A 23096-nucleotide genomic window follows, 5' to 3' on the forward strand; every position below is an offset into this window, starting at 1 on the left:
ATTGACAAAACGTGTCGATGATTTTTAATTGAGTAAGTTATTTAATCTGTTTCCAACGATCGATCGTTAATTTTGAGTAATTAACAAAGGAGACAGGTTATGTCTAATTCAAACATGAATTCTGAAATTGAGGCGCGTGAGAGCGCAGGCTTACAGGCAGGCGCAGGTTCTGCGCTGCCGAAAGGCTGCTCGCGAGCGTTCAATAAAGGTGCCTTACCTTGTAAGACAGCACCCCATACCTACAACAATGGTTCAATCATCACCCCGCTACGACAAGCTATAGATAGCCTATATTTAACATTTAGAGGAAAAATTTTTCCTGAAGTTGATGAACAACTAAATGACCTAAAACTCATTGCTGGTAACAAAACATCACTACATTCATCCAAGGCTGTGTTTAGAGTTTTAAATCATTGTTTTGAAGTGCGCCCTTCTGGTACAAAAAACTTCGCTTATGTACTTCAAGACAACTGGTTTTATATAAAAATCTCTTCTGCTAAAGCTACCACCTTGCCTTTAGCATCGGTTCAAATCAGTAGTGAATTACTCACCCATCAACCGCTAGAAAAGATATTGGATGACCTTCAGAAAACCATATCCACTATTGGCAAGATTACTGGGGAGGAACAATCATGTTAAATTCAACAAACCCTTTAATCAGTCGTATTGACCTATGCTTTGATTTCTTCTCTGATTCTTTCTCTTTCAATGATGTCTCAGACAGAGATTGGATTACACAAGCAAACAAGATCAATAGCTTTTTAATTAATGGAGAACGCTCTGGTTTTAAATTCGGTAAACAAGGTGTGGTCTGCCGTGTATATGACAAAACTCGTGAGATTAAAGAGCAATCAAACAAGGTGTATCTGTATGACCTGTGGAAGTCTCAAGGCTGGAATGGCGAATCTACTGTTTGGCGTGTCGAGTTTGAATTTCACACAGAAGTCCTAAAACAAATAGGCCTTAGGTCTATTGAACCAGCTATCGCCAAGCAGAAAGAGTTATGGGCGGCAGTTACCGAACACTGGCTCAAACTGGTCATTCCTAACCCCAAAGACTCTAATCGTTCACGCTGGCCTATTCACCCTGCTTGGAGTGAAATTCAGCAAGCGACCTCTCAAGGAGCTAGCCCTATTATCAAAGACGTTCCAACAACCAAGGAACCAATTGACAACACGCTATTTATAAATGGACTCGGATATTTAATCTCCTTTATGGCATCCAGACGTATTAACGATATAAACGAAGCTATTAGCGAATACGTCAGGCAAGCAGAGGTCTTTTACTCTCATAGAGGACAAACTCTAGGGGCTGTAGTCAATAGCAAACTCCGTGAACGTGCCAAGCGTTTCAATATCCCAATAGAGGAGTTATACGATGATTGAACAAACTCCCCTTTTATCACTCAAACAAGCCGCTGAAGCCCTAGGTTTCCATCCTGAGACACTTCGACGGAACATTAAACGATATGGCTACCCCCATTATAAGATCGGCGGTGAGCTACGCTTTAAATTGGAGGAATTGCTAAACGCAACACGAGTGAGTAATAATAGTGATTGGCGTGATTGCGTTGATCACAGGAGTAACGAGAAATGTCTCTCTATAAGCAACGCAACTCAAAATATTGGTGGTGTAAGTTCACAGCACCAGACGGATCGGTTATACGACAATCTACTCGGACTGAAACGCGTGCCTTAGCAGAAGAGTTTGAAGCCAAGCTTAAATACGAACTCTACCGCCAAGCACAGTTTGGAGAACGACCTGAAATGTCATGGCGCGAAGGTGTTATCAAGTATATTTCAGAATCAGAGACTAAAAGCCCAAAGGATAATATTTCACTCTTTCGGCTTTTAGACCCATACTTTGGGCATCTGAAACTTCATGAAATTACCGGTAAACACATTGAGCAATTGATCGAATCTCGTCAAAAACAAGGAGTGAAAAACGCCACGATTAACAAGTCTCTCGAAAAAATCAGAGCCTTGTTTAATCTGGCTTATAAAAAGTGGCGTGTAAAGTGCGACCCACCTTACATTAAGCTTTTATCCACCCCAAAAATGCGTGTGAGATGGATTTCACACCTAGAAGCCACAAAACTTCTAAAGCATCTGCAAACACATACCCAAGCAATGGCGCACTTTACCCTTGAAACGGGATTAAGAGAGTCAAATGTCACGGGTCTGCGTTGGGATCAGGTTGACCTTGATCGAGGTGTAGTTTATATCGAAGGAGAAGATGTCCTCAAAGACGGCAAGCCTTACCTAGTGGTGTTAACCGATGCGGCAAAAACGATTATTAATCGTCAAGTCGGAAAACACGAAACCTTTGTATTCACCTACAGAGGAAAACCTGTCAAAAAAGCAGGCACAAAGTCATGGCGACTCGCACTTGAAAAAGCAGGCATCCAAAACTTCCGTTGGCATGATTTACGTCATACATGGGCAAGTTGGCATATTCAAAATGGAACACCATTAGAAGTGCTTCAAGAGCTTGGCGGCTGGCGTGATATTAAATCGGTTCAGCGATATGCACACTTTAATGTAGATGCTTTGAAAGGCTATGCGAAAGGACTGGGCATAGTATAGGGCATAGAAATAAAAAAGCCGGAATAAATCCGGCTTCTTATATTAGCTAACTATATGAATTAACTAATTAAATTTGGTAGCGGGGGCTGGATTTGAACCAACGACCTTCGGGTTATGAGCCCGACGAGCTACCAAGCTGCTCCACCCCGCGTCAATTTGTAGTTCGTAACGTTTCCGTTTCGTTGGGGCGTATTATAGGGGGTTACAGGAATATTACAACCCCTTTTATAACATTTATTTTCTCTAAATCAGTTATTTTTTGTTTTAAGAAATTTTTTCAAATTATAGCGATAAATAAAGCCTGGAAAGGCGAAAATCATAAACATAAAAAACGTCACGGCATAGAATTCCCAATCTTGCTCCTGAACATGCCCCATGCTTTTCTGCTCAAGCAAATATGCAAAGATACCTGTCAGAATAAAATACAGCAACCACTCCAGTAAATTGACTACGACAGACTTCTGAGGCATCTTAATGAAAATGAAGATTCGGTTAGACAGAATCCATGGAATATTTGCCAGCACAATGGCTGTTATCAACAGTAACCATACCGCCTGATCAACACTCATGTTTGCCTCTCTTGTTTGTCAAATTAAGTTAGTTGGGATAGTTTAAACAATTTGCAGATGGCTGTTTATAAAAAAAGCCCGATAAACGGGCTTTTTACCAGGCCTGCTCAGATTAGTTGAGTCCGATACTTTGATAGCTCAGCTCAATCAATGAGGACGGCATTAGACCCAGAACCAATAAGGCCACAGAGACTAAACTTACCGCCCAGTTCAACTGAGAACTAACCGGAGCAATTGGTGCCGTCTCTTCGGCTTTATCAAAATACATAGCCTTAACCACACGCAAGTAGTAGAAGGCACTGATAACAGCAGTAACAACCGCGATAATCGCAATCCATACAAAGCCGGCTTTAACCACTTCTTCGATCACTACAACCTTGGCAAAGAACCCGATAAATGGAGGGATACCGGCCATAGAGAACATGACGATCAGCATCATGAAAGCCAGCCACGGATTACGTCCGTTCAAGCCTTTAAAGTCTGCAATTTTGTCAAACTCATTACCAGTACGGGCCAACGCGATAATCATACCGAAACCTGCAACACCGGTAATCGCATAGACAATAATGTAGAACATCGACGCCGCATAACCGTCAGGGTTCGCGGCCAGCACACCTAACAACAAGAAGCCTGCGTGACCAATCCCTGAATATGCAAGCATACGTTTTAAATTTTCTTGCACGATCGCCACGATTGCACCTACCACCATCGATAAGACAGACAGGATAATCAACAACGTTTGCCAATCGTGTACCAAACCTGGCATCCCTTCCGCCAATAGACGATAAATGATCGCAAACGCTGCAATTTTAGGCGCGGTCCCCAAATACAAGGTTACCGCGGTAGGCGAACCATGGTAAACATCCGGTGCCCACATATGGAATGGCACCGCTCCCAGCTTGAAGGCCAAACCGATCACCACAAACACCACACCAAATGACAATACCACTGGATCAGCCTTACCAGAATCGATGATTTGCGCAATTTCCGGGAAGGTAATAGAACCAGTCGCACCGTAAATCATCGAGAAGCCGTACAGCAGAATACCGGTTGCCAAAGCCCCCAATACAAAATACTTCATACCGGATTCAATCGCTTCGGAAGAATCACGACGCAGAGCGATCATGGCATAAATCGACAATGACATGATTTCCAGACCCAGGTACAAGGTAATGAAGTTATAGGCAGAGACCATAACAAACATCCCCAGAACCCCGAACAGGCCTAATACAAAATATTCACCGCTGTAGAACTTCTGCTGTAATAGGTACTCTTTAGAGAATAAGAAAATACCAAAAGAGACCAACAGAATAAACAGCTTAAGGATATCGGCAAAACTATCGCGAACGAAACTTCCATCAAAGGTGATGACTTGAGCTGTAGCAAAGCTGGTCATGATGAAGTACGCCACCACAATCATGGTCAGTTGCGTCGCATAGTATGTTGCAAACTGGTATTTCTTAGACCAGAAAGTATCCGCTACCAAAATAAAGGATGCCATAGCCAACAAAACCATTTCTGGAATTGCCGGGGCAAAAGCAGGAATTACAAAGTTCATACTGTTCATTCACCTATTAATTAAAGTTTTGAAGTTGTTGCTTGAACCAAAAGGTTTTCAACGGAAGTATGCATAACCTCCATCAACGGGCCTGGGTAAACACCCAGAACAACAACTGCAACAGCCAAGGTCGCCATAATGGCAAACTCGCGTTTATTTAGATCCTGAAGTTGTTCAACATTCTCATTGGTAATCGGACCGAAAAATACACGCTTAACCATCCACAACGTATAAGCGGCACCAATAATCAATGTCAGCGCGGCAATGGCACCAAACCAGATATTCGCCTTGAACGAGCTCAGAATAACCATGAACTCACCGACAAAACCGGATGTACCAGGCAGCCCCACGTTTGCCATGGCAAACAGCACGGCAAACATCACAAACCAAGGCATTTTGTTAACCACACCGCTATAAGCCGAAATTTCACGGGTGTGCATACGGTCATACAAAACACCAATCGCCAAGAACATCGCACCGGAGATGAAACCGTGTGAAATCATCTGCACCATCGCCCCTTCCATACCGAGCTGCGCACCCTGCAAAGAACCGGTTGACTGCAAAATGTCGTACAGTACAAACATACCCAGGGTGACGAACCCCATGTGCGAAATAGAGGAGTAGGCAACCAGCTTTTTCATATCGCTTTGTACTAAAGCCACGACACCGATATAGACGATTGCGATCAAGGACAACAAGATCACTAACCAATCCAGTTCCATCGATGCATCCGGAGTAATGGGCAGGCTGAAACGGACGAAACCGTATCCACCCATTTTCAGCATGATCGCAGCCAGCACGACTGATCCTGCCGTAGGCGCTTCAACGTGAGCGTCAGGCAACCAAGTATGTACCGGAAACATTGGAATTTTGACTGCAAACGCGATCAGGAATGCCAGGAAGATCAAAATCTGTGCGGTCATTCCCAAGTGCATGGTATGCATATCCAGGATTGAGAAGCTGCCTGACTGGTAATACATGTACAGGAAGCTGACCAGCATGAATACCGAACCGAAGAAGGTATACAAGAAGAACTTCAGCGTTGCGTAAACACGGCGCGGCCCCCCCCATTTACCGATGACGATAAACATTGGAATCAGCAGCGCTTCCCAGAACACATAGAACAGAATGGAATCCAATGCCACGAACACACCGGTCATCATACCGCCCATAATCAGGAAGGCACCCATGTACTGTTCAACACGCTCTTTGATCACATCCCAAGCAGAAGCAATCACTAAAACCTGAGTAAAGGTCGTCAATAGAACCAGTGGCATAGAAAGTCCGTCAACACCTAAGTGGTAATAGATGTTAAACGCCGGAATCCACTCAACCTTTTCAACGAATTGCATTGACGCAGTGGTCGTGTCAAAGCCGGTCCATAGTGGCAAGGACAACAGGAATGTGACAAAAGCTGTAATCAGAGAAAGCCACTTAGCGGCAGTGTCGTTATTTCGGCCAGCAAACAAAACGAGTAGGCCCCCGATAATCGGCAGCCAGATCAGTGTGCTTAATATAGGATAACTTGATAACATGGAATTTGTTCCCTTCTCTTCTTATTCTCTTAAATTACCAAAGTACCCAAATCAGCATGGCTAGCAGGCCGAAAATCATCACAAACGCATAATGGTACAAGAAACCGGTTTGTGATTGTCGTAGGGCCACCGCTGAATTGAACACGGCCATAAAAGTATTGGTTACCATACCCGTATCGATCATCTTCTGATCCACAACACGGGTAAAGAAGGCACCCAACTTACGCGTACCGTCAACGAAGACAATTTCATTCAAACGGTCAAATCCATAAGCATTTTCCAGAACATAGTGACCACGTGGGCACATGGCTTTTAGCTTAGCCGGAATTTGAGGCTGTTTGATATACATCAACCACGCCAGGAATACACCCGATAGAGCTAACCACACTGGCAATGTCATGAATGAGTGAACGATCATATCAACCACACCATGGAAATAGTTGTTGTAGACCGCCATCATGGTGTCGTTTTCAGCCAAGATAAATACCGAGTTGCCGAAATAACTGCCGTTTAACATCGGCTCGATCATTGGCAGCCCCATCAGTACCGCAGGAATCGACAATAGAATCAGCGGTAACGTCACTACCCATGGAGACTCTTTCATCTCATGCGTGCGCACGTATTCGCTCTCCTCACCATGGAAAACGATGAAGAACATACGGAAGCTGTAGAAAGCGGTAACAAACACACCAGCCATCAACAAGACATAGGCAAAGGTGGCACCAAAACGATCACTCTCATTCAGAGACAATAAGATACTGTCTTTCGAGAAGAATCCTGAGAAGCCAGGGAAACCGATCAAAGCTAAGGATCCGATTAACATCGCCGCATAAGTAATCGGCATGTATTTCTTAAGACCACCCATTTCGCGGATATCCTGCTTGTGGTGCATGGCAATGATGACCGAACCCGCCGCTAGGAAAAGCAACGCCTTAAAGAAAGCATGCGTCAGTACGTGGAACATACCGGCTGCATAGGCTGAGGCACCGAGCGCGGCTGTCATATAACCCAGCTGTGAAAGCGTGGAATAAGCCACTACGCGCTTGATGTCATTTTGAATCAGACCTAACAGCCCCATCATGAATGCAGTCAGGGCACCGACGATCAGCACAACACTCAATGCGGTTTCAGATAATTCAAACGCCGGCGACAGACGTGCCACCATAAAGATACCTGCAGTAACCATCGTTGCCGCGTGAATCAATGCCGAAATCGGAGTCGGACCTTCCATCGATTCTGGAAGCCACACATGCAGAGGCATCTGTGCCGATTTACCCATGGCTCCGATAAATAGCAGGATTAACATCAGGGTAATCATCGACCATTCAACACCCGGGATGATCTCAATCATCACATCGCGTTGTGAGGTCAATTGTGCAAAGAACTCTTGATAGTCCATGGTGTTGAAATAAACAAACACCATAGCAATCCCCAGAATGAAGCCGAAGTCACCGACGCGGTTCACCAAGAACGCTTTTAGGTTCGCTTGGATCGCTGATTCGCGCTTCATGTAGAAACCGATCAACAGATAAGAAACTAAACCAACGGCTTCCCAACCAAAGAACAATTGCAGGAAGTTGTTCGCCATGACCAGAGACAGCATGGAGAACGTAAACAGAGAGATGTAGCTGAAGAAACGCTGATAATAAGGGTTATCGTGCGAGTAGTCTTCATCGTGGTCCATATAACCGATGGTATAGATATGCACCATTAGAGAGACAAATGTCACCACCAACATCATGGTCGCTGACAATTCATCAATCATGTATCCAATTTCAAAGCGAATACCATCCGTTACCATCCAGGTATATAAACTGGCGTTGTAAACTTCATGACCATCGATCATGAACAGTTTGAAGACATAGAAAGACAGAATAGTGGAAATCGCAACCCCGGCAATCGTCGCCGAGTGCGCACCCTTGCGCCCGACCTGTCGTCCAAACAGACCAGCAATGATGGCACCAAACAGTGGCGCTAATAAAATAACGGTAAGAATTGTATGTAACATCAAGAACTACCCCTTCAGCGATCCAAGATCATCAACATTGATGCTCTTACGATTACGGAATACGAGCACAATAATAGCCAGACCGATCGCAGCCTCAGCCGCAGCAACCGTCAGGATGAAGAAAACAAAAATCTGCCCGGTCACATCATTCAAATAATGTGAAAACGCGACCAAATTGGTGTTTACCGCCAAAAGCAGAAGCTCAATTGACATTAACAACACAATAATATTTTTACGATTCAAAAAGATACCGGCCATACTGATGGTAAACAGAATCGCGCCAAAAATTAGATAATCAGACAACGCAATCACTTGCTCTCCTCCTCTTTTTCCGGCAGTTCTTTTTCTACAACCGATTCCATTTTGACCATCGTCAAACGGTCTGCCTTTTCTGTTTTTACCTGTTGATCAATGTTTTGGTACAACACTTCTCTAGGTGGACGACGGCGCAAAGTCAGAGCGATGGCCGCTACAATCCCGACCAAAAGCAAAACCGCCGCCAATACAAACGCATAAGCGTGAGTGGTATAAAGGGGTACACCAATCGCTTTGGTATTACTGAAGTTCGCAGACTGCTGCACAGGCGCACCGGTCACTTCCAAACCGAAATGATCAGGACCCAACACCATATACATCATCGCTAAAATACCCACCGACGCCATAGCGCCTAACGGCAGGTAACGGGTGAAGCCTTCTTTCAGCTGTGCCAAATTGATATCAAGCATCATGACAACAAACAGGAACAACACCATGACCGCACCGACATAGACCAGGATCAGTACCAAACCTAAAAATTCGGCTTGGGCCATAATCCAAACACCTGCCGTGGCAATAAAGGCCAACACTAACCAAAGCGCTGCTTTTACCGGGTTTTTAACTGTAATCACCATCAATCCGGAAACGATCGCTAGCGCACCAAGTACATAGAAAATAAATTGCTCAAAAGTCATTTTGGAATCTCTTTATTAACGATATTTAGCATCGGCTGCGCGATCAGCAGCGATTTGAGCTTCATGTTTATCACCAAAGGCCAATAATTTGTCTTTGGTCATAATATGCGGGCCGCGCTCTTGAAATTCATATTCAAAAACACGCGTCTCAACGATGGCATCAACCGGACAGGCCTCTTCACAGAAACCGCAGTAGATACACTTAAACATGTCAATATCATAGCGCGTAGTACGACGCGAACCATCGTCACGCTCCTCGGATTCGATCGTAATGGCATTTGCTGGGCAAACGGCTTCACATAATTTACAAGCAATACAACGCTCTTCACCGTTTTCGTAGCGGCGTAACGCATGATGCCCTCTGAAACGAGGTGATAATGGTGTCTTCTCTTCCGGATAACGAACCGTAATTTTCTTTTTGAATAGGTATTTTCCGGTTAATGCAAGCCCTTTGAAAAGCTCGGTCAATCCAAAGGTCTTAACCTGATGTTTGATAAATTTAACCATTTTTGCCTCTAATTAATTAAACCAAGGACCAAACTGGAAGTATTTCATTGCACCGACAACGAATACCCAGACAATTGTCACAGGAATTAACACTTTCCATCCCAAGCGCATAAGCTGGTCATAACGGTATCGAGGGAATGTGGCACGTAGCCAGATGAAAACAAACAGTAAGAAACTCACCTTAAAGGCTAACCAACCAAATGCTGGCACCCAAGCAAACAGGGTTTCTAATGGTGGAATACCTTCAAATGGTGACAACCAGCCACCCAAGAACATAATGGCCGTCATAAACGAGATCAAAATCATCATCGCATATTCCGCCAGCATGAACACCCCGAAGGTCATACCTGAATATTCAACATGGAAACCGGCAACGATTTCAGCTTCACCTTCTACGATATCAAATGGTGTACGGTTGGTCTCAGCCAGGCCTGATAGGAAGTAAACAACAAACATCGGCAACAACGGTAACAGGTACCAGTTCCATACGCCGCCCTGCTGCCCATTCACAATATCTTGCAAATTCATGCTGCCGGCAATCATCAAAACCGTCACCAACGCAAAGCCCATTGCGATCTCATAAGAGATTTTTTGTGCGGAACCACGCAGCGCACCCAAAAACGCATATTTTGAGTTAGATGCCCAACCGGCAATAACGGTCCCGTAAACCAAAATCGACGAAACGGCTAATACATACAAGATCCCGGCATTGATGTCCGCAACCACCACATCTGGCGAGAACGGGATAACCGCCCATACTGCGACAGCCGGTGCAATCGATAGCACCGGTGCAATAATAAACAGGTACTTATTGGATTGATGCGGAAAAATGACCTCTTTGGTCATCAGCTTCAAGGCATCCGCAATGGGCTGCAACCAACCGCCCGGACCAACGCGGTTCGGTCCCATACGAACCTGCATATAACCGATCACCTTACGCTCAGCGTAGGTCAGCCAGGCCACCGCCAACATAATCGGAAGAATCACCACTACCGCCTGAATCACCAAGGTGATGAGGATGGCCAACCAATCGTATAAAAAGCCAGATAAAAAAGCTTGGATCGCGTCAAACATCTACATTATCCTTTTTTCATTGGTTGAGCCTGAGCGTCAGGCGTAGCTTGCAAAGACGGCGCACGTCTTACAATGGCATCCGTCATATAAGGTGAAATAATAGAGAACGTGTCATCCCCACCTTTTAGCTCAATATCAACAGCTGAAAAGTCAACGGACTTGGCAGGGTTATCCAGCACTTCAGCCAACACTTCATTTGAATGTGTTTGTTCAAAACCAGTCACATCAAACAGATTGCCCAATACGCGTAATACTTTCCATCCCGCTTTGGCTTCACCTTTAGGTTCTACCGCCATTTTGAATGATTGCTTAATACCGTTTGCATTGATAAAAGTACCTGCCGTTTCTGCAAAGGTTGCGATAGGCAACAATACATCTGCATAATCACGCTGAACATCACTATCAAAAGCGGTGAAGTTCACCACAAATGCTGCTTTTTGCATAGCTTGCAATGCTTTATCGGCATGAATGGAATCCATTTCAGGTTCAACAGCATAATTGATGAAAGCGTTCATTGAACCTTCCAGCATTTGCGTGACATTCAAACCTTTCATAGGCAAACAGTTAACCAAGCTTGCACCAACCTCATTGGCAGCGATTGGCAAAATACTTAAAGTTGAACCTGTCATTTCAGCGATAACCGCGGCCAACTTCTGCAACTTAGCGTAGCTGCCATGCGTCAGGCTGATTTGACCTAACATCACTGCGGCTTTCTCCGAAGATTTCAAAGACTGTGCGATTTGACGATGTGAGTCGTTCACTTCAACAGCGTTTAACCAGGCCTGTTCGTTCTGTCCGGCGATTTCAACAGCGGCTTTAGCAATGGCAGCCACCTCAGAAACAAAGTTGGTTTCGCTCACCAGGTGGGTGGCTAGAGGATAGTTAAAGTCAAATTCAACCGGGTTGATCACATGTGCCTGCGCTTCTGCCAACACCGCTTTACGAATGCGATGGTTCAAAATCGGCAGTTCTTTTCTTAGGTACGACCCGATCACCAGAGCAGACTGCAGTTTTTCTGCCTCTTCTAGTGTTGGTACCAAAGAAGGGGTGTGGAATCCACTTGCATCGAGAGAGAAGTCGCGCTGTTGCAAACGGTGATCAATGTTCTCAATACCCACACCGCGTGCCAATTTTTGCAACAGATGCAGTTCTTCAACGGTTGCGTTGGCTGAAGCCAATACGCCAACCTTGGATGCATCTTTTAACTGTGTCTGAAGACCTTCAACCGCAAACTGCAGTGCGGTCTCCCAATCGACAGTTTTCCATTGGCCGTTTTCTTTAATTTGAGGCTGAGTTAAGCGCTCGTCGGAGTTGATCCCTTCATAAGAGAAGCGATCGCGATCTGAAAGCCATACCTCGTTGATCGATTCATTTTCACGCGGTACGACACGCTTAACTTCATTGTCTTTTGAATGCAGAATGATGTTTGATCCTATGCTGTCATGAGCTGCGATACCATTATGAGACTTCAATTCCCACGCACGTGCAGAATAACGGAATGGCTTTGACGTCAAAGCTCCTACCGGACATAGATCAATCATGTTTCCAGACATTTCAGACGTGATCGATTTTTCGATATAGGTACCGATCTCCATCCACTCGCTTCGGCCAGTTGCACCCAACTCCATCATTCCGGCGACCTCCTGACCGAAACGAACACATCGGGTACAGTGGATACAACGCGTCATATCGGTTTGAATAAGTGAACCGGCATCACGGTCACCGACAATACGTTTGGCTTCGGTATAACGAGAGACATCGTCACCATAATCCATAGCAACATCTTGCAGTTCACACTCACCACCTTGGTCACAAATAGGACAATCCAACGGGTGGTTGATCAGTAGAAACTCCATTACTGACTTTTGTGCCGCAATCGCTTTCGGCGATTTTGTAAAGACTTTCATTCCGTCAGTGACTGGTGTGGCACAGGCTGGAAGCGGTTTCCATGCACCTTCCACCTCTACCAGACACATACGGCAGTTTGCAGCAATCGAAAGTTTTTTGTGGTAACAAAAACGGGGAATTGAGATCTGCGCCTGATCAGCGACATCAATCAACATGTCCCCTTCACGCGCTTCGACAACCTGTCCGTTAATTTCTACTTTTACCATAATTCTTTAACCTAATTGAACTTAGCGAATTTGAGCAGGCCTACTCCCCAGGAGAGGCTTATTGACGATCGTAAATACTACAGCCGTGCTCAATATAATGTCTGAACTCGTGTTCATAATGTTCCAGCGCGCTGGTCAGAGCGATCGTTGCCGCATCGCCTAAACCGCAAATCACGTTACCCATGATTTTTCCGGAAACATTTTTCAAACTTTCAATATCTTCAGGGCGGCCTTTGCCTTCGCGGATACGCTTGACGACACGGTACAACCAGCCCGTTCCTTCACGGCATGGCGTACACTGACCACAGGACTCATCCCAGTAGAAATGACTCAGGTTTTCGATCACTTTAACGATATCGGTCTGGTCATCCATAATAATCACCGAACCCGCCCCCAGGAACGACCCGGCTTTAGCGATGCTGTCGTAATCCATGTTCATCGCCATCGCCTTTTCCGCTGGCAAAATGGCAGTCGAAGCGCCACCAGGAATCACGCACTTGAGCTTGCGTCCCTTCCAGATACCGCCCGCGGCTTCCAGCAGATCCTTAAACGGGGTACCCATACGGATTTCAAAATTACCCGGTTTCTCAACGTGCCCAGATACGGCATAAAGCTTAGTCCCGCCGGCATTTTCAACGCCTAAATCAGCAAACCACTGTCCGCCTTTAGCCAGGATCATCGGGATAGACGCCAGAGTTTCGGTGTTGTTGATGGTAGTCGGCTTACCGTATAAACCGTAACTTGCCGGGAAAGGCGGCTTGAAACGCGGCTGACCTTTTTTCCCTTCAATCGATTCGATCAAAGCAGTTTCTTCGCCACAGATATAGGCTCCGGCTCCCAGATGGGTATACAGATCAAAATCAAAACCGGATCCCAGAATATTCTTTCCTAACAAGCCTGCTTCACGTGCCTGTTTTACAGCGTTATTAAACCGCTGATAAGGTTCCCAGAACTCACCACGGATGTAGTTGTAGCCAGCCGTTGCACCAATTACATAGCCGGCGATCATCATCCCTTCTACCAACTGGTGTGGGTTATAACGCAGAATATCGCGGTCTTTGAACGTTCCTGGCTCACCCTCATCCGAGTTACACAGAATATACTTATCCCCTGGAGCCAGGCGATTCATAAAACTCCATTTCAAACCAGTCGGGAACCCGGCTCCGCCACGTCCACGAATTCCTGAAGTTTTGACCTCTTCAATAATTTCTTGCGGATCCAGCTCTCCAGCCAGTACTTTCTTCCAAATTTCATAGCCGCCGTTAGCCATGTAGACATCAATGTCCCACGAACGGTCCAAGTGGTTTAAACGGTAACAGCATTCATTTTGAGGCATCATATCGTTTACTCCAGCTCAGTAATCAGTTTGTCTAGATATTCTTCGGTAAGGTTTTCATGATACTCCTTACCAAGCTGCATCACTGGAGCTCCTCCGCAAGCCCCCAAACACTCAACTTTCTTGATTGAGAACTTGCCATCTGGAGTCACTTCACCTACTTTGATGCCTAAACGTTTTTCAAGATACGCAATAATGTCGTCTTTACCGCGCAACATACAAGAAATACTGTTGCAAACACAGAACTTGAATTCACCTACTGGCTTATGTTCATAGTTACCGTAAAAGGTGGCAACTTCATAAACCGCAATCGGTGGCATACCAAGATAATCAGCGATTTCATCCATCAATTCAGTAGTAAGGTAACCACCGTTTACCTCTTGCACAATACGCAAGGCTGGCATGACCGCAGATTGTCTTTGATCCGCTGGATAGTTTGAAATCCATTTATCGATTCGAGACTTCACGTCCCCTTTAATCATTTTGTACTCTGTGGTGGAGCTCATCGGTCAATTTCTCCAAATACAATATCTTGTGTTCCAATGATAGAAACTACATCAGCGATCATATGCCCTTTTGACATCTCTTCCAAAGCAGCCAAATGCGGGAAACCAGGAGCGCGTACTTTCAAACGATAAGGTTTGTTGGCACCGTCGGATACCATATAAATACCGAACTCACCTTTTGGATGCTCAACAGCGGAATACACTTCACCTGCTGGGACGGTGTAACCTTCAGTGAACAGTTTGAAGTGGTGAATCAGCGCTTCCATATTGGTTTTCACGTCTTCCCGTGGTGGTGGTGTCACCTTATGGTTTTCGGCCATAACCGGACCTGGATTTTCCTTTAACCACTTAACACACTGCTTGATGATCTTGTTGGATTCGCGCATTTCAGCGACTCGCACTAAATAACGGTCGTAAGTATCGCCCGTTTTACCAACGGGGATATCGAAGTCCATACGGTCATACACTTCATAAGGCTGTTTCTTGCGCAGATCCCAAGCGATCCCTGAGCCGCGCAACATCGGTCCTGAGAAACCTAGTTGCAGAGCACGCTCAGGCGAAACAATCCCGACATCAACCGTTCTCTGCTTCCAGATACGATTATCAGTTAATAGTGTTTCATACTCATCAACATAACCTGGGAAACGTTCAGTAAAAGCTTCAATAAAATCCAGAAGCGATCCTTCACGCGTTTCATTTAATTTGTCCAGTTTTTTACCAGAGTGCCACTTGGATTCTTGGTACTTCGCCATACTTTCTGGAAGGTCACGGTAAACACCACCTGGACGATAATAGGTCGCGTGCATACGGGCACCAGATACCGCTTCATAGCAATCCATCAAGTCTTCGCGTTCACGGAAAGCATAAAGGAAAACGGTCATAGCGCCGATATCCAGTGCATGAGCGCCCAACCACATCAAGTGGTTAAGGATGCGCGTAATTTCGTCAAACATGACACGAATATACTGAGCACGCTCAGGCACTTCCAGGCCAAGCATTTTTTCGATGGCCATGACATAGGCGTGTTCGTTCGCCATCATCGATACATAGTCCAAACGATCCATATAACCGATCGATTGATTGTACGGCTTATACTCAGCCAGCTTCTCAGTACCACGGTGCAGTAATCCGATATGGGGATCTGCACGCACAATCGTTTCACCATCCAGTTCAAGAACCAGACGCAACACACCGTGCGCGGATGGATGCTGCGGACCGAAGTTAAGCGTATAGTTACGAATTTCAGGCATAGTAATTCTCCTACTTACGCTTCAGCAGAAGCATCATCGCGAATGACGCGAGGGACATTCACACGGTTTTCAATAGAGACAGGTTCATAAACGACACGACCTTTTTCTGCGTCATAACGCATTTCTACATGGCCGGTAAGCGGGAAATCTTTTCGCAATGGGTGACCAACAAAACCATAATCAGTCAGAATTCGACGAAGATCAGGATGGCCGTTAAACAGAATGCCATATAGATCAAAGGCTTCACGTTCAAACCAGTTAGCACAATTCCATACATCGATCACAGAATCAACGACCGGCATTTCTGTAGATTCGGGATAGACCTTAACGCGAATACGCAGATTATTCTCAACAGAAAGCAGGTGGTAAGCGACTGCAAAGCGTCGTTCCATAGAAAGCGCATCGTCTTTTTCGTCTTCAGCAAAGTCAAAAACGCCACGGCTAAAACCGGTGTTTGCAGCGCGCATGGTTTCCCAGTTGGCTTGACCGTAATCCAGGTAATCAACCCCACAAAGATCGATCAGCTGTTCAAAACCAAGCTTATCTCTTAGCGTGGTAAAAGCAGAGATAGCATCTGATGGCTTAACCTCGATAGTCAATTCATTAAAAGCAACCGCTGAACTTACAACTTTATTGCCTAGCTCTTGGCTTACTTTATTTTGTAAATCTAATACAGACTGTTTCATAACTTACTTCTTAAGGGTCGTTATCGGGCAATGGTATTGGTACGCTTGATCTTGTTCTGCAACTGTACGATTCCATACAACAAAGCTTCAGCAGTCGGCGGACAACCAGGTACATAAACATCGACCGGAACAATCCGGTCACAACCACGTACTACAGAGTAAGAATAGTGATAGTATCCACCGCCATTAGCGCAGGATCCCATAGAGATCACCCAGCGTGGTTCGGCCATCTGGTCGTAAACCTTGCGCAAGGCTGGCGCCATTTTATTTACCAACGTACCCGCCACAATCATCACATCAGATTGACGTGGACTTGGACGGAAAATAATCCCGAAACGGTCCAGATCGTAACGTGATGCACCTGCGTGCATCATCTCCACAGCACAACAGGCCAATCCAAAGGTCATCGGCCAAAGCGAACCTGTACGTGCCCAGTTAATCAGTTTGTCTGCAGAAGTGGTAACCACCCCTTCCTTCAAAACACCTTCTATTCCCATTCCAGCGCACCTTTTTTCCACTCATAGATAAAGCCAACAACCAGCAGAGACAGAAAAACACCCATTGCTAGCAATCCAAATGTTCCAACCTCATCGAGCACAACAGCCCATGGGAAAAGGAATGCAATTTCTAAGTCAAAGATAATAAAAAGAATGGCTACCAGATAGAAACGCACGTCAAATTTCATACGGGCGTCTTCAAATGCCTCGAAACCACACTCATAAGGAGAGTTTTTTTCAGAATCAGGTCTCTGAGGACCCAAAAGATAACCCACCAAAATAGGCCCAACCCCAAAGAGCACACCTAATATGACAAAAACCAGGATAGGAAGATAACTTTCTAGCATTGGCTTTAGACCTCTTCTAGCGTTTTTTATAAAACGCCCCTGCAACAGTGCAAGGGCTTGTTAATTGGTGCCGATGGCCGGAGTCGAACCGGCACAGCTTGCGCTACCACCCCCTCAAGATGGCGTGTCTACCAATTTCACCACATCGGCTTTATTCGATATTTTCAATTAGTTCGGTACAACTGGGGTATCCGTTTCAGCTGGACTCTCTACCGGTTGTTGAACGGGTTGCTTCACAACACTTTGATACCCTTTTGCTTGCTGACTACCTAAATAGGCCAACGTCAAACTGGTAATAAAAAAGAGTGTGGCAATGATGGCAGTCAACCTTGACAAGAAGGTTGCCGAACCGCGACTTCCAAACACTGAAGTCGATGAGCCGCCGCCACCAAAGTTAGCGCCAGCATCTGCCCCTTTACCTTGCTGTAAAAGAACAAGAATCACTAAAATAAGCGCAATCAAAATATGAATTGCTAGGATAATTTGAAACATAATCAGCCTGCTGCTTTACAAATTGCAATGAAATCATCTGCATTTAAAGAAGCACCACCAATCAATCCGCCATCAATATCTGGCTGACTAAATAGTTGTGCAGCGTTATCCGGCTTCACACTTCCACCGTATTGAATTACTACTTTATCCGCAACACCGCTGTCTTGTTCAGCCAATTTGCCACGAATAAAGGCATGCACTTCCTGTGCTTGTTCAGGTGATGCAGTCTTACCCGTGCCGATTGCCCAAACCGGTTCGTATGCAATCACAATATTTTTGAATGCGGCGATCCCCACTTTATCAAGGACAGCATCCATCTGAGTGGCAATCACTTGTTCCATGACGCCTGACTCGCGCTCCTCTAGAGTTTCTCCCACACACAAAATAGGCGTCACCCCGGCTTCTAAAGCCACGGCCACTTTGTTGGCAATTTGAGCATCGGTCTCACCATAAATAGAACGGCGTTCCGAGTGCCCCAAAATCACATATTCACACCCCATATCCTTAAGCATCGCGACAGACTGTTCACCTGTATACGCGCCCTGGTGCGGTTCTTCAGCCATATTTTGCGCACCAACAGAAATTTTGCTTGTAGATAAAGTGCGATTAACATAATCTATGTAAATAGCAGGCGGACAAACGGCAACATCTACGTCACCCACTTGTTCAATCTTAGCGTTCAAATCGGACACTAATGTCAGGATCGACGCTTTAGATCCGTGCATTTTCCAGTTACCTGCAACAAATGGTTTTCTCATCTGCTATTCTCCAACACAAAATTTCAACAATATTAGCGTTTTCTTTTTGGAATTACAATATTGCAATTTTATGAAAATTCTGTTTGCACAACCGCAGAAAGCCGCTCTGCACAAGCCTCGACTAAGCCAAAGTCCATACCTTCTACCATCACTCTAATGAGCGGTTCAGTACCTGAAGCCCGAATCAAAACTCGCCCTTCTTGACCCAATTCTTTTTCGACTTCCGCAATCATTTTATTGAGCGCACCATTTGAAGTGATATCCGCACGTTTTTCAACAACAATATTTTTAAGGACATTGGGCAGTTTTTTCATTCCCTGCTTCAGTTCATGCAGTGTGGACTGCTGATCCGTCACCGCAGACATCACCTGCAGTGCAGCCACAATCCCATCGCCCGTAGAAATCTTATCCAAACAGAGCACATGCCCTGACGGTTCCGATCCAAATTGCCATGCATTTGCTGTAAGCTGTTCCATGACATAACGATCTCCTACCGAGGCACGTGTAAAATCGATCCCCATTTCCTTTATGGCCAGCTCAAGCCCCAAGTTACTCATCACTGTGCCGACCACACCTTCGATTTTTCCACGGTTAGCGCACGCCAATATATAGAGAACATCATCACCATCTAAGATTTCCCCTAAATGATCTACCATCATGACCCGATCGCCATCGCCATCAAAGGCAATACCCAAATCGGCCTTTTCAGCGATTACCTTTTCCTGTAACGCCTTAAGATCCGTTGCACCGCACCCCTGATTAATATTCACCCCATCCGGATTGACCCCGATTGCAACCACTTCCGCTCCAAGCTCTTCAAAAACGCTTGGGGCCACGTGATAAGTGGCACCATTGGCACAATCAAGCACAATTTTAAGACCGTCTAACTTAGCTTTACCCGTATAAGTGCTTTTGCAAAATTCAATATAACGCCCCTGAGCATCATCAACACGTCGAGCTTTGCCGAGCTCATGAGATGGAACCACCTCCATCTCTTCCTCAAAGGCCGCTTCTACCGCCAACTCCAAATCGTCAGAAATTTTCTTTCCATCCGCAGAAAAAAACTTAATGCCGTTATCATGATGCGGATTGTGAGAGGCACTGATCACAATACCCGCATCCGCATGCAACGTCTGCGTGAGATAAGCAATCGCCGGTGTTGGCATCGGACCCAGCAGCAGCACATCAATCCCCGCTGCGATAAAGCCGGCTTCCAAGGCGGACTCGAACATATAACCGGATATGCGCGTATCCTTACCGATCATCACCCGTTTCTGTCCGTTCGCCTTAAGCACTTTACCTGTCGCCCACCCAAGCTTTAGAATCTGGTCCGGACGAATCATCCCCTTTCCGACACGATTACGGATACCATCGGTCCCAAAATATTTTTTTTGCGCACTCATTTCTTATTAAAACTCTATATCCAACTCAGACAGAAATTCCGAATACATTTAATCGCACAACCCTTCTGCGACACTTAACGCCTGTACGGTTTCCTTAACATCATGCACCCTGAGAATCGCGGCCCCTTTTTGCGCCGCGACGACTGCGGCTACGACGCTCCCCACCATTCGCTCAGCAACGGGTACATCTCCCATCAAAGCGCCAATCATGGTCTTACGGGAAACCCCAACCAGCACAGGATACTGCCCTTGAGCAAACCGATCCAACCTACGGAAAAGAGCGATATTATGCTCTAATGTCTTGCCGAAGCCAAACCCTGGATCAATTAAAATATGCTCTGCTTTCACCCCCGCGTTTCGACAGGCCTGTACTCGCTCTTCCAAAAAACTGCTCACATCCGCCACCACATCATCATAGCGCGGGGCTATCTGCATCGTTTGCGGATCACCTTGTTTATGCATAATGCAAACCGGCACATCCGCTTGCGAAACCACCTCTAATGCCCCTTCGGCCTGTAGCGCGTTTACATCATTAATCAAGTCGGCACCGGCTAGCAATGTTTGCCTCATCACCTCTGTTTTATAGGTATCAATTGAAACGGCAACATCACTATTTTCCTTAACCCATTCAAGCGCGGGCAAAACTCGATCCAACTCCTCCTGAAGAGAAACCGGCGGCGCTCCCGGCCGCGTTGACTCGCCGCCAATATCAATAATATCCACACCCGCCGATACCATTTCTTCAATCTGACTTTTCATCGCGTCAGCACGATTGAACCGGCCACCATCAGAAAAAGAATCCGGTGTCACATTGAGAATCCCCATTACCAGCGGTCTTCCCAGCTCTTTAAACTGATGATTTAACAACGCCATAAATTTGTTCATATTGACTAATCCATTGACATAAAAAAGCCCCAGTTAAGGGGCTTAAGGCAGGCCTGATGACTTTTAATGCAACTTAGGCTCGCCACTATCCGGTGTCGGCTTATCGCCCGAAAGGTCATCCGAAACCGCATCGGCCGATTCCTCAGATTTGGACTCAACATCTGCATCTGAAGCTGCAGAAGCCCCAGAATCGCTGTCAGAAGACCCCCAACCTTTCGGTTCGCCAACCGGACGACCCTCCATAATGTTTTTGATCTGATCCGAATCAATCGTCTCATACTTCATTAGCGCATCCGCCATAATTTCAAGCTTATCCGCATGCTCTTTAAGAATCGCTTCGGCACGCTTGTAGTTACGATCGATGATGGCTCGAATCTCCATATCGATTTCTTTGGAAATTTCCCCCGACACATTCGCATTACGGGAGGTTCCCATAAAGCCACCTTTATCCTCTTCTTCATACATCAGCGGACCAAGCTTATCGGACAGACCCCATTTGGTCACCATGTTACGCGCCAACATCGTCGCACGCTCGATATCGTTACTCGCACCGGTTGTTACTGCATCGGGGCCATAAATCTGCTCCTCGGCAATACGTCCGCCGTACAGACTTGAAAGCTGACTTTCTAATTTACGCTTGCTGTAACTGTAACTGTCTTCTTCTGGCAGATACATAGTGACACCCAAAGCACGACCACGCGGCATAATACTCACCTTGTAAACCGGATCATGTTCTGGCACCAAGTAACCGACAATGGCATGCCCCGCTTCATGGTAAGCCGTCATTTTGCGTTCTTTCTCGCTCATGACCATGCTCTTGCGCTCGACTCCCATAATGATTTTATCTTTGGCTTTTTCAAAATGCGTTTGCGTAACTAACTTCTGGTTTTCACGCGCTGCAAACAGAGCTGCTTCATTCACCAGGTTAGCCAAATCCGCCCCTGAAAAGCCCGGAGTACCACGAGCAATCACCGCCGGATCGACATCTTCAGCCAAAGGCACTTTACGCATATGCACTTTCAAAATCTGCTCACGGCCACGAATATCCGGCAGACCCACGGTCACCTGACGGTCAAAACGCCCCGGACGCAACAGCGCAGGGTCTAAAACGTCTGCACGGTTCGTGGCAGCAATGACAATGACCCCTTCGTTGCCTTCAAACCCGTCCATTTCCACCAGCATCTGGTTCAATGTCTGCTCGCGCTCGTCGTTACCGCCACCCATGCCGGTGCCACGGCTGCGACCCACCGCATCGATTTCATCGATGAAGATAATACAAGGTGCATTGGCTTTTGCCTGTTCAAACATATCTCGAACACGCGACGCCCCAACCCCGACAAACATCTCAACAAAGTCCGAACCGGAAATCGTGAAAAACGGCACCTTAGCTTCACCCGCGATCGCCTTGGCCAACAGGGTTTTACCCGTTCCAGGAGGTCCAACCATCAGCACACCGCGCGGAATATTTCCGCCCAAATTCTGATACTTGCTGGGGTCTTTCAAGAAATCGACAATCTCTCCCACTTCCTGCTTGGCTTCATCCGCACCGGCCACATCATCCAAAGTGACTTTGACCTGATCACTGGTCAACATACGTGCTTTGCTTTTACCGAACGACATAGGACCGCCTTTGCCGCCCATGCCGCCGCCTACCGAACGCATAAAGAAAATCCACACTGCGATCAACAGCAGCATCGGGAACCAAGAGATGAAAATCTGCATCAGCACGCTTTGCTCTTCAGGAGGCTGGGCCGTAATTTTGACCTGGTTATCCAAAAGATCGCCCATTAACCCTGGATCACCCGGATTATAAGTGGAGAAACTATCGCCATTGACATACACACCACGAATGCTAGCCCCTTCAATCGACACCTTACTCACCTGCCCCTGGTGGACCTGCTCAATAAAGTCAGAATAGTCCAAACGGCTGGATGCACTCTGCGATTGACTGCTGAAGTGGTTAAATACGGACATCATCACCATCGCGACAACGACCCATATCAACACATTTTTTAACATATCATTCTTCATCGGAT

The 23096-nt window shown here is 46.1% G+C and carries 23 protein-coding genes and 2 tRNA genes; 3 read left to right on the plus strand and 22 right to left on the minus strand.

All coding sequences use genetic code 11. The annotated features are described in order from the left end of the window. Positions 1-99: 99 nt before the first annotated feature. The 3 genes from QCB44_RS06335 (at position 100) to QCB44_RS06345 (ending at position 2585) form a co-directional block, all read left to right on the plus strand. Positions 100-639, plus strand: a complete 540-nt coding sequence (locus QCB44_RS06335; RefSeq protein WP_279408709.1) for a hypothetical protein — start codon at positions 100-102, stop codon at positions 637-639. Further along, a complete protein-coding gene (locus QCB44_RS06340) occupies positions 633-1385 on the plus strand; it encodes a hypothetical protein (RefSeq protein WP_279408711.1) in 753 nt (250 codons plus the stop codon). Before QCB44_RS06335 ends, QCB44_RS06340 begins: the two co-directional genes overlap by 7 nt. Positions 1386-1592: 207 nt before the next feature. Next, on the plus strand, positions 1593-2585 hold the full coding sequence (locus QCB44_RS06345; RefSeq protein ID WP_279408713.1) for a site-specific integrase: 993 nt from the start codon (positions 1593-1595) through the stop codon (positions 2583-2585). Positions 2586-2659: 74 nt separating this feature from the next. Here the strand turns inward: QCB44_RS06345 and QCB44_RS06350 are convergent. The 22 genes from QCB44_RS06350 to ftsH form a co-directional block, all read right to left on the minus strand. Next, positions 2660-2736 (minus strand) — tRNA-Met (locus QCB44_RS06350). Between the two features lie 97 nt (positions 2737-2833). Beyond that, positions 2834-3154: a DUF2818 family protein gene (locus tag QCB44_RS06355; protein WP_279408715.1), complete on the minus strand. Its 321-nt coding sequence runs from the start codon at positions 3152-3154 to the stop codon at positions 2834-2836. A 112-nt stretch (positions 3155-3266) separates the two neighbouring features. Further along, positions 3267-4712, minus strand: coding sequence for an NADH-quinone oxidoreductase subunit NuoN (gene nuoN / locus QCB44_RS06360; protein ID WP_279408716.1), 1446 nt, complete (start codon positions 4710-4712; stop codon positions 3267-3269). 20 nt (positions 4713-4732) lie between these two features. Beyond that, positions 4733-6247, minus strand: a complete 1515-nt coding sequence (locus QCB44_RS06365; RefSeq protein ID WP_279408718.1) for an NADH-quinone oxidoreductase subunit M — start codon at positions 6245-6247, stop codon at positions 4733-4735. A 34-nt stretch (positions 6248-6281) separates the two neighbouring features. Further along, positions 6282-8255 (minus strand): NADH-quinone oxidoreductase subunit L, encoded by a 1974-nt coding sequence (gene nuoL, locus QCB44_RS06370; protein ID WP_279408720.1) that lies wholly within the window; start codon positions 8253-8255, stop codon positions 6282-6284. Between the two features lie 6 nt (positions 8256-8261). Next, positions 8262-8567: an NADH-quinone oxidoreductase subunit NuoK gene (gene nuoK, locus QCB44_RS06375; RefSeq protein ID WP_279408722.1), complete on the minus strand. Its 306-nt coding sequence runs from the start codon at positions 8565-8567 to the stop codon at positions 8262-8264. Continuing rightward, the gene (locus QCB44_RS06380) at positions 8564-9205 is read right to left on the minus strand and encodes an NADH-quinone oxidoreductase subunit J (protein ID WP_279408723.1); all 642 of its coding nucleotides are present in this window, start codon (positions 9203-9205) and stop codon (positions 8564-8566) included. The genes nuoK and QCB44_RS06380 overlap by 4 nt, the downstream gene beginning before the upstream one ends. Before the next feature lie 15 nt (positions 9206-9220). After that, positions 9221-9712: an NADH-quinone oxidoreductase subunit NuoI gene (gene nuoI / locus QCB44_RS06385; protein ID WP_279408724.1), complete on the minus strand. Its 492-nt coding sequence runs from the start codon at positions 9710-9712 to the stop codon at positions 9221-9223. A gap of 12 nt (positions 9713-9724) precedes the next feature. Beyond that, a complete protein-coding gene (nuoH, locus tag QCB44_RS06390; protein WP_279408725.1) occupies positions 9725-10786 on the minus strand; it encodes an NADH-quinone oxidoreductase subunit NuoH in 1062 nt (353 codons plus the stop codon). A gap of 5 nt (positions 10787-10791) precedes the next feature. Then, positions 10792-12900: an NADH-quinone oxidoreductase subunit NuoG gene (gene nuoG / locus QCB44_RS06395; RefSeq protein WP_279408726.1), complete on the minus strand. Its 2109-nt coding sequence runs from the start codon at positions 12898-12900 to the stop codon at positions 10792-10794. A gap of 58 nt (positions 12901-12958) precedes the next feature. Then, on the minus strand, positions 12959-14239 hold the full coding sequence (gene nuoF / locus QCB44_RS06400) for an NADH-quinone oxidoreductase subunit NuoF (RefSeq protein WP_279408728.1): 1281 nt from the start codon (positions 14237-14239) through the stop codon (positions 12959-12961). Between the two features lie 5 nt (positions 14240-14244). Next, on the minus strand, positions 14245-14742 hold the full coding sequence (nuoE, locus tag QCB44_RS06405) for an NADH-quinone oxidoreductase subunit NuoE (RefSeq protein ID WP_279408731.1): 498 nt from the start codon (positions 14740-14742) through the stop codon (positions 14245-14247). Next, positions 14739-15992 (minus strand): NADH-quinone oxidoreductase subunit D, encoded by a 1254-nt coding sequence (locus tag QCB44_RS06410; protein WP_279408732.1) that lies wholly within the window; start codon positions 15990-15992, stop codon positions 14739-14741. The genes nuoE and QCB44_RS06410 overlap by 4 nt, the downstream gene beginning before the upstream one ends. Before the next feature lie 14 nt (positions 15993-16006). Then, on the minus strand, positions 16007-16678 hold the full coding sequence (locus QCB44_RS06415) for an NADH-quinone oxidoreductase subunit C (RefSeq protein ID WP_279408733.1): 672 nt from the start codon (positions 16676-16678) through the stop codon (positions 16007-16009). A 20-nt stretch (positions 16679-16698) separates the two neighbouring features. Continuing rightward, a complete protein-coding gene (locus tag QCB44_RS06420; RefSeq protein WP_173291700.1) occupies positions 16699-17175 on the minus strand; it encodes an NADH-quinone oxidoreductase subunit B in 477 nt (158 codons plus the stop codon). Beyond that, a complete protein-coding gene (locus QCB44_RS06425) occupies positions 17166-17522 on the minus strand; it encodes an NADH-quinone oxidoreductase subunit A (RefSeq protein WP_279408736.1) in 357 nt (118 codons plus the stop codon). The genes QCB44_RS06420 and QCB44_RS06425 overlap by 10 nt, the downstream gene beginning before the upstream one ends. A 65-nt stretch (positions 17523-17587) precedes the next feature. After that, positions 17588-17672: transfer RNA gene (locus tag QCB44_RS06430), tRNA-Leu, on the minus strand. 18 nt (positions 17673-17690) lie between these two features. Beyond that, positions 17691-18014 carry a preprotein translocase subunit SecG gene (secG, locus tag QCB44_RS06435; RefSeq protein WP_279408737.1) on the minus strand — a complete coding sequence of 108 codons (324 nt, stop codon included), beginning with the start codon at positions 18012-18014 and terminating at the stop codon, positions 17691-17693. A 2-nt stretch (positions 18015-18016) separates the two neighbouring features. After that, positions 18017-18772 (minus strand): triose-phosphate isomerase, encoded by a 756-nt coding sequence (gene tpiA, locus QCB44_RS06440; RefSeq protein WP_279408738.1) that lies wholly within the window; start codon positions 18770-18772, stop codon positions 18017-18019. Positions 18773-18840: 68 nt separating this feature from the next. Then, positions 18841-20175, minus strand: a complete 1335-nt coding sequence (gene glmM / locus QCB44_RS06445) for a phosphoglucosamine mutase (protein WP_279408740.1) — start codon at positions 20173-20175, stop codon at positions 18841-18843. Between the two features lie 48 nt (positions 20176-20223). After that, positions 20224-21060: a dihydropteroate synthase gene (gene folP, locus QCB44_RS06450; RefSeq protein ID WP_279408741.1), complete on the minus strand. Its 837-nt coding sequence runs from the start codon at positions 21058-21060 to the stop codon at positions 20224-20226. A 63-nt stretch (positions 21061-21123) separates the two neighbouring features. Beyond that, positions 21124-23079: an ATP-dependent zinc metalloprotease FtsH gene (gene ftsH, locus QCB44_RS06455; protein ID WP_279408745.1), complete on the minus strand. Its 1956-nt coding sequence runs from the start codon at positions 23077-23079 to the stop codon at positions 21124-21126. Positions 23080-23096: the final 17 nt, after the last annotated feature.

Source organism: Thiomicrorhabdus sp. zzn3 (assembly GCF_029767755.1).
Lineage (GTDB): Bacteria > Pseudomonadota > Gammaproteobacteria > Thiomicrospirales > Thiomicrospiraceae > Thiomicrorhabdus.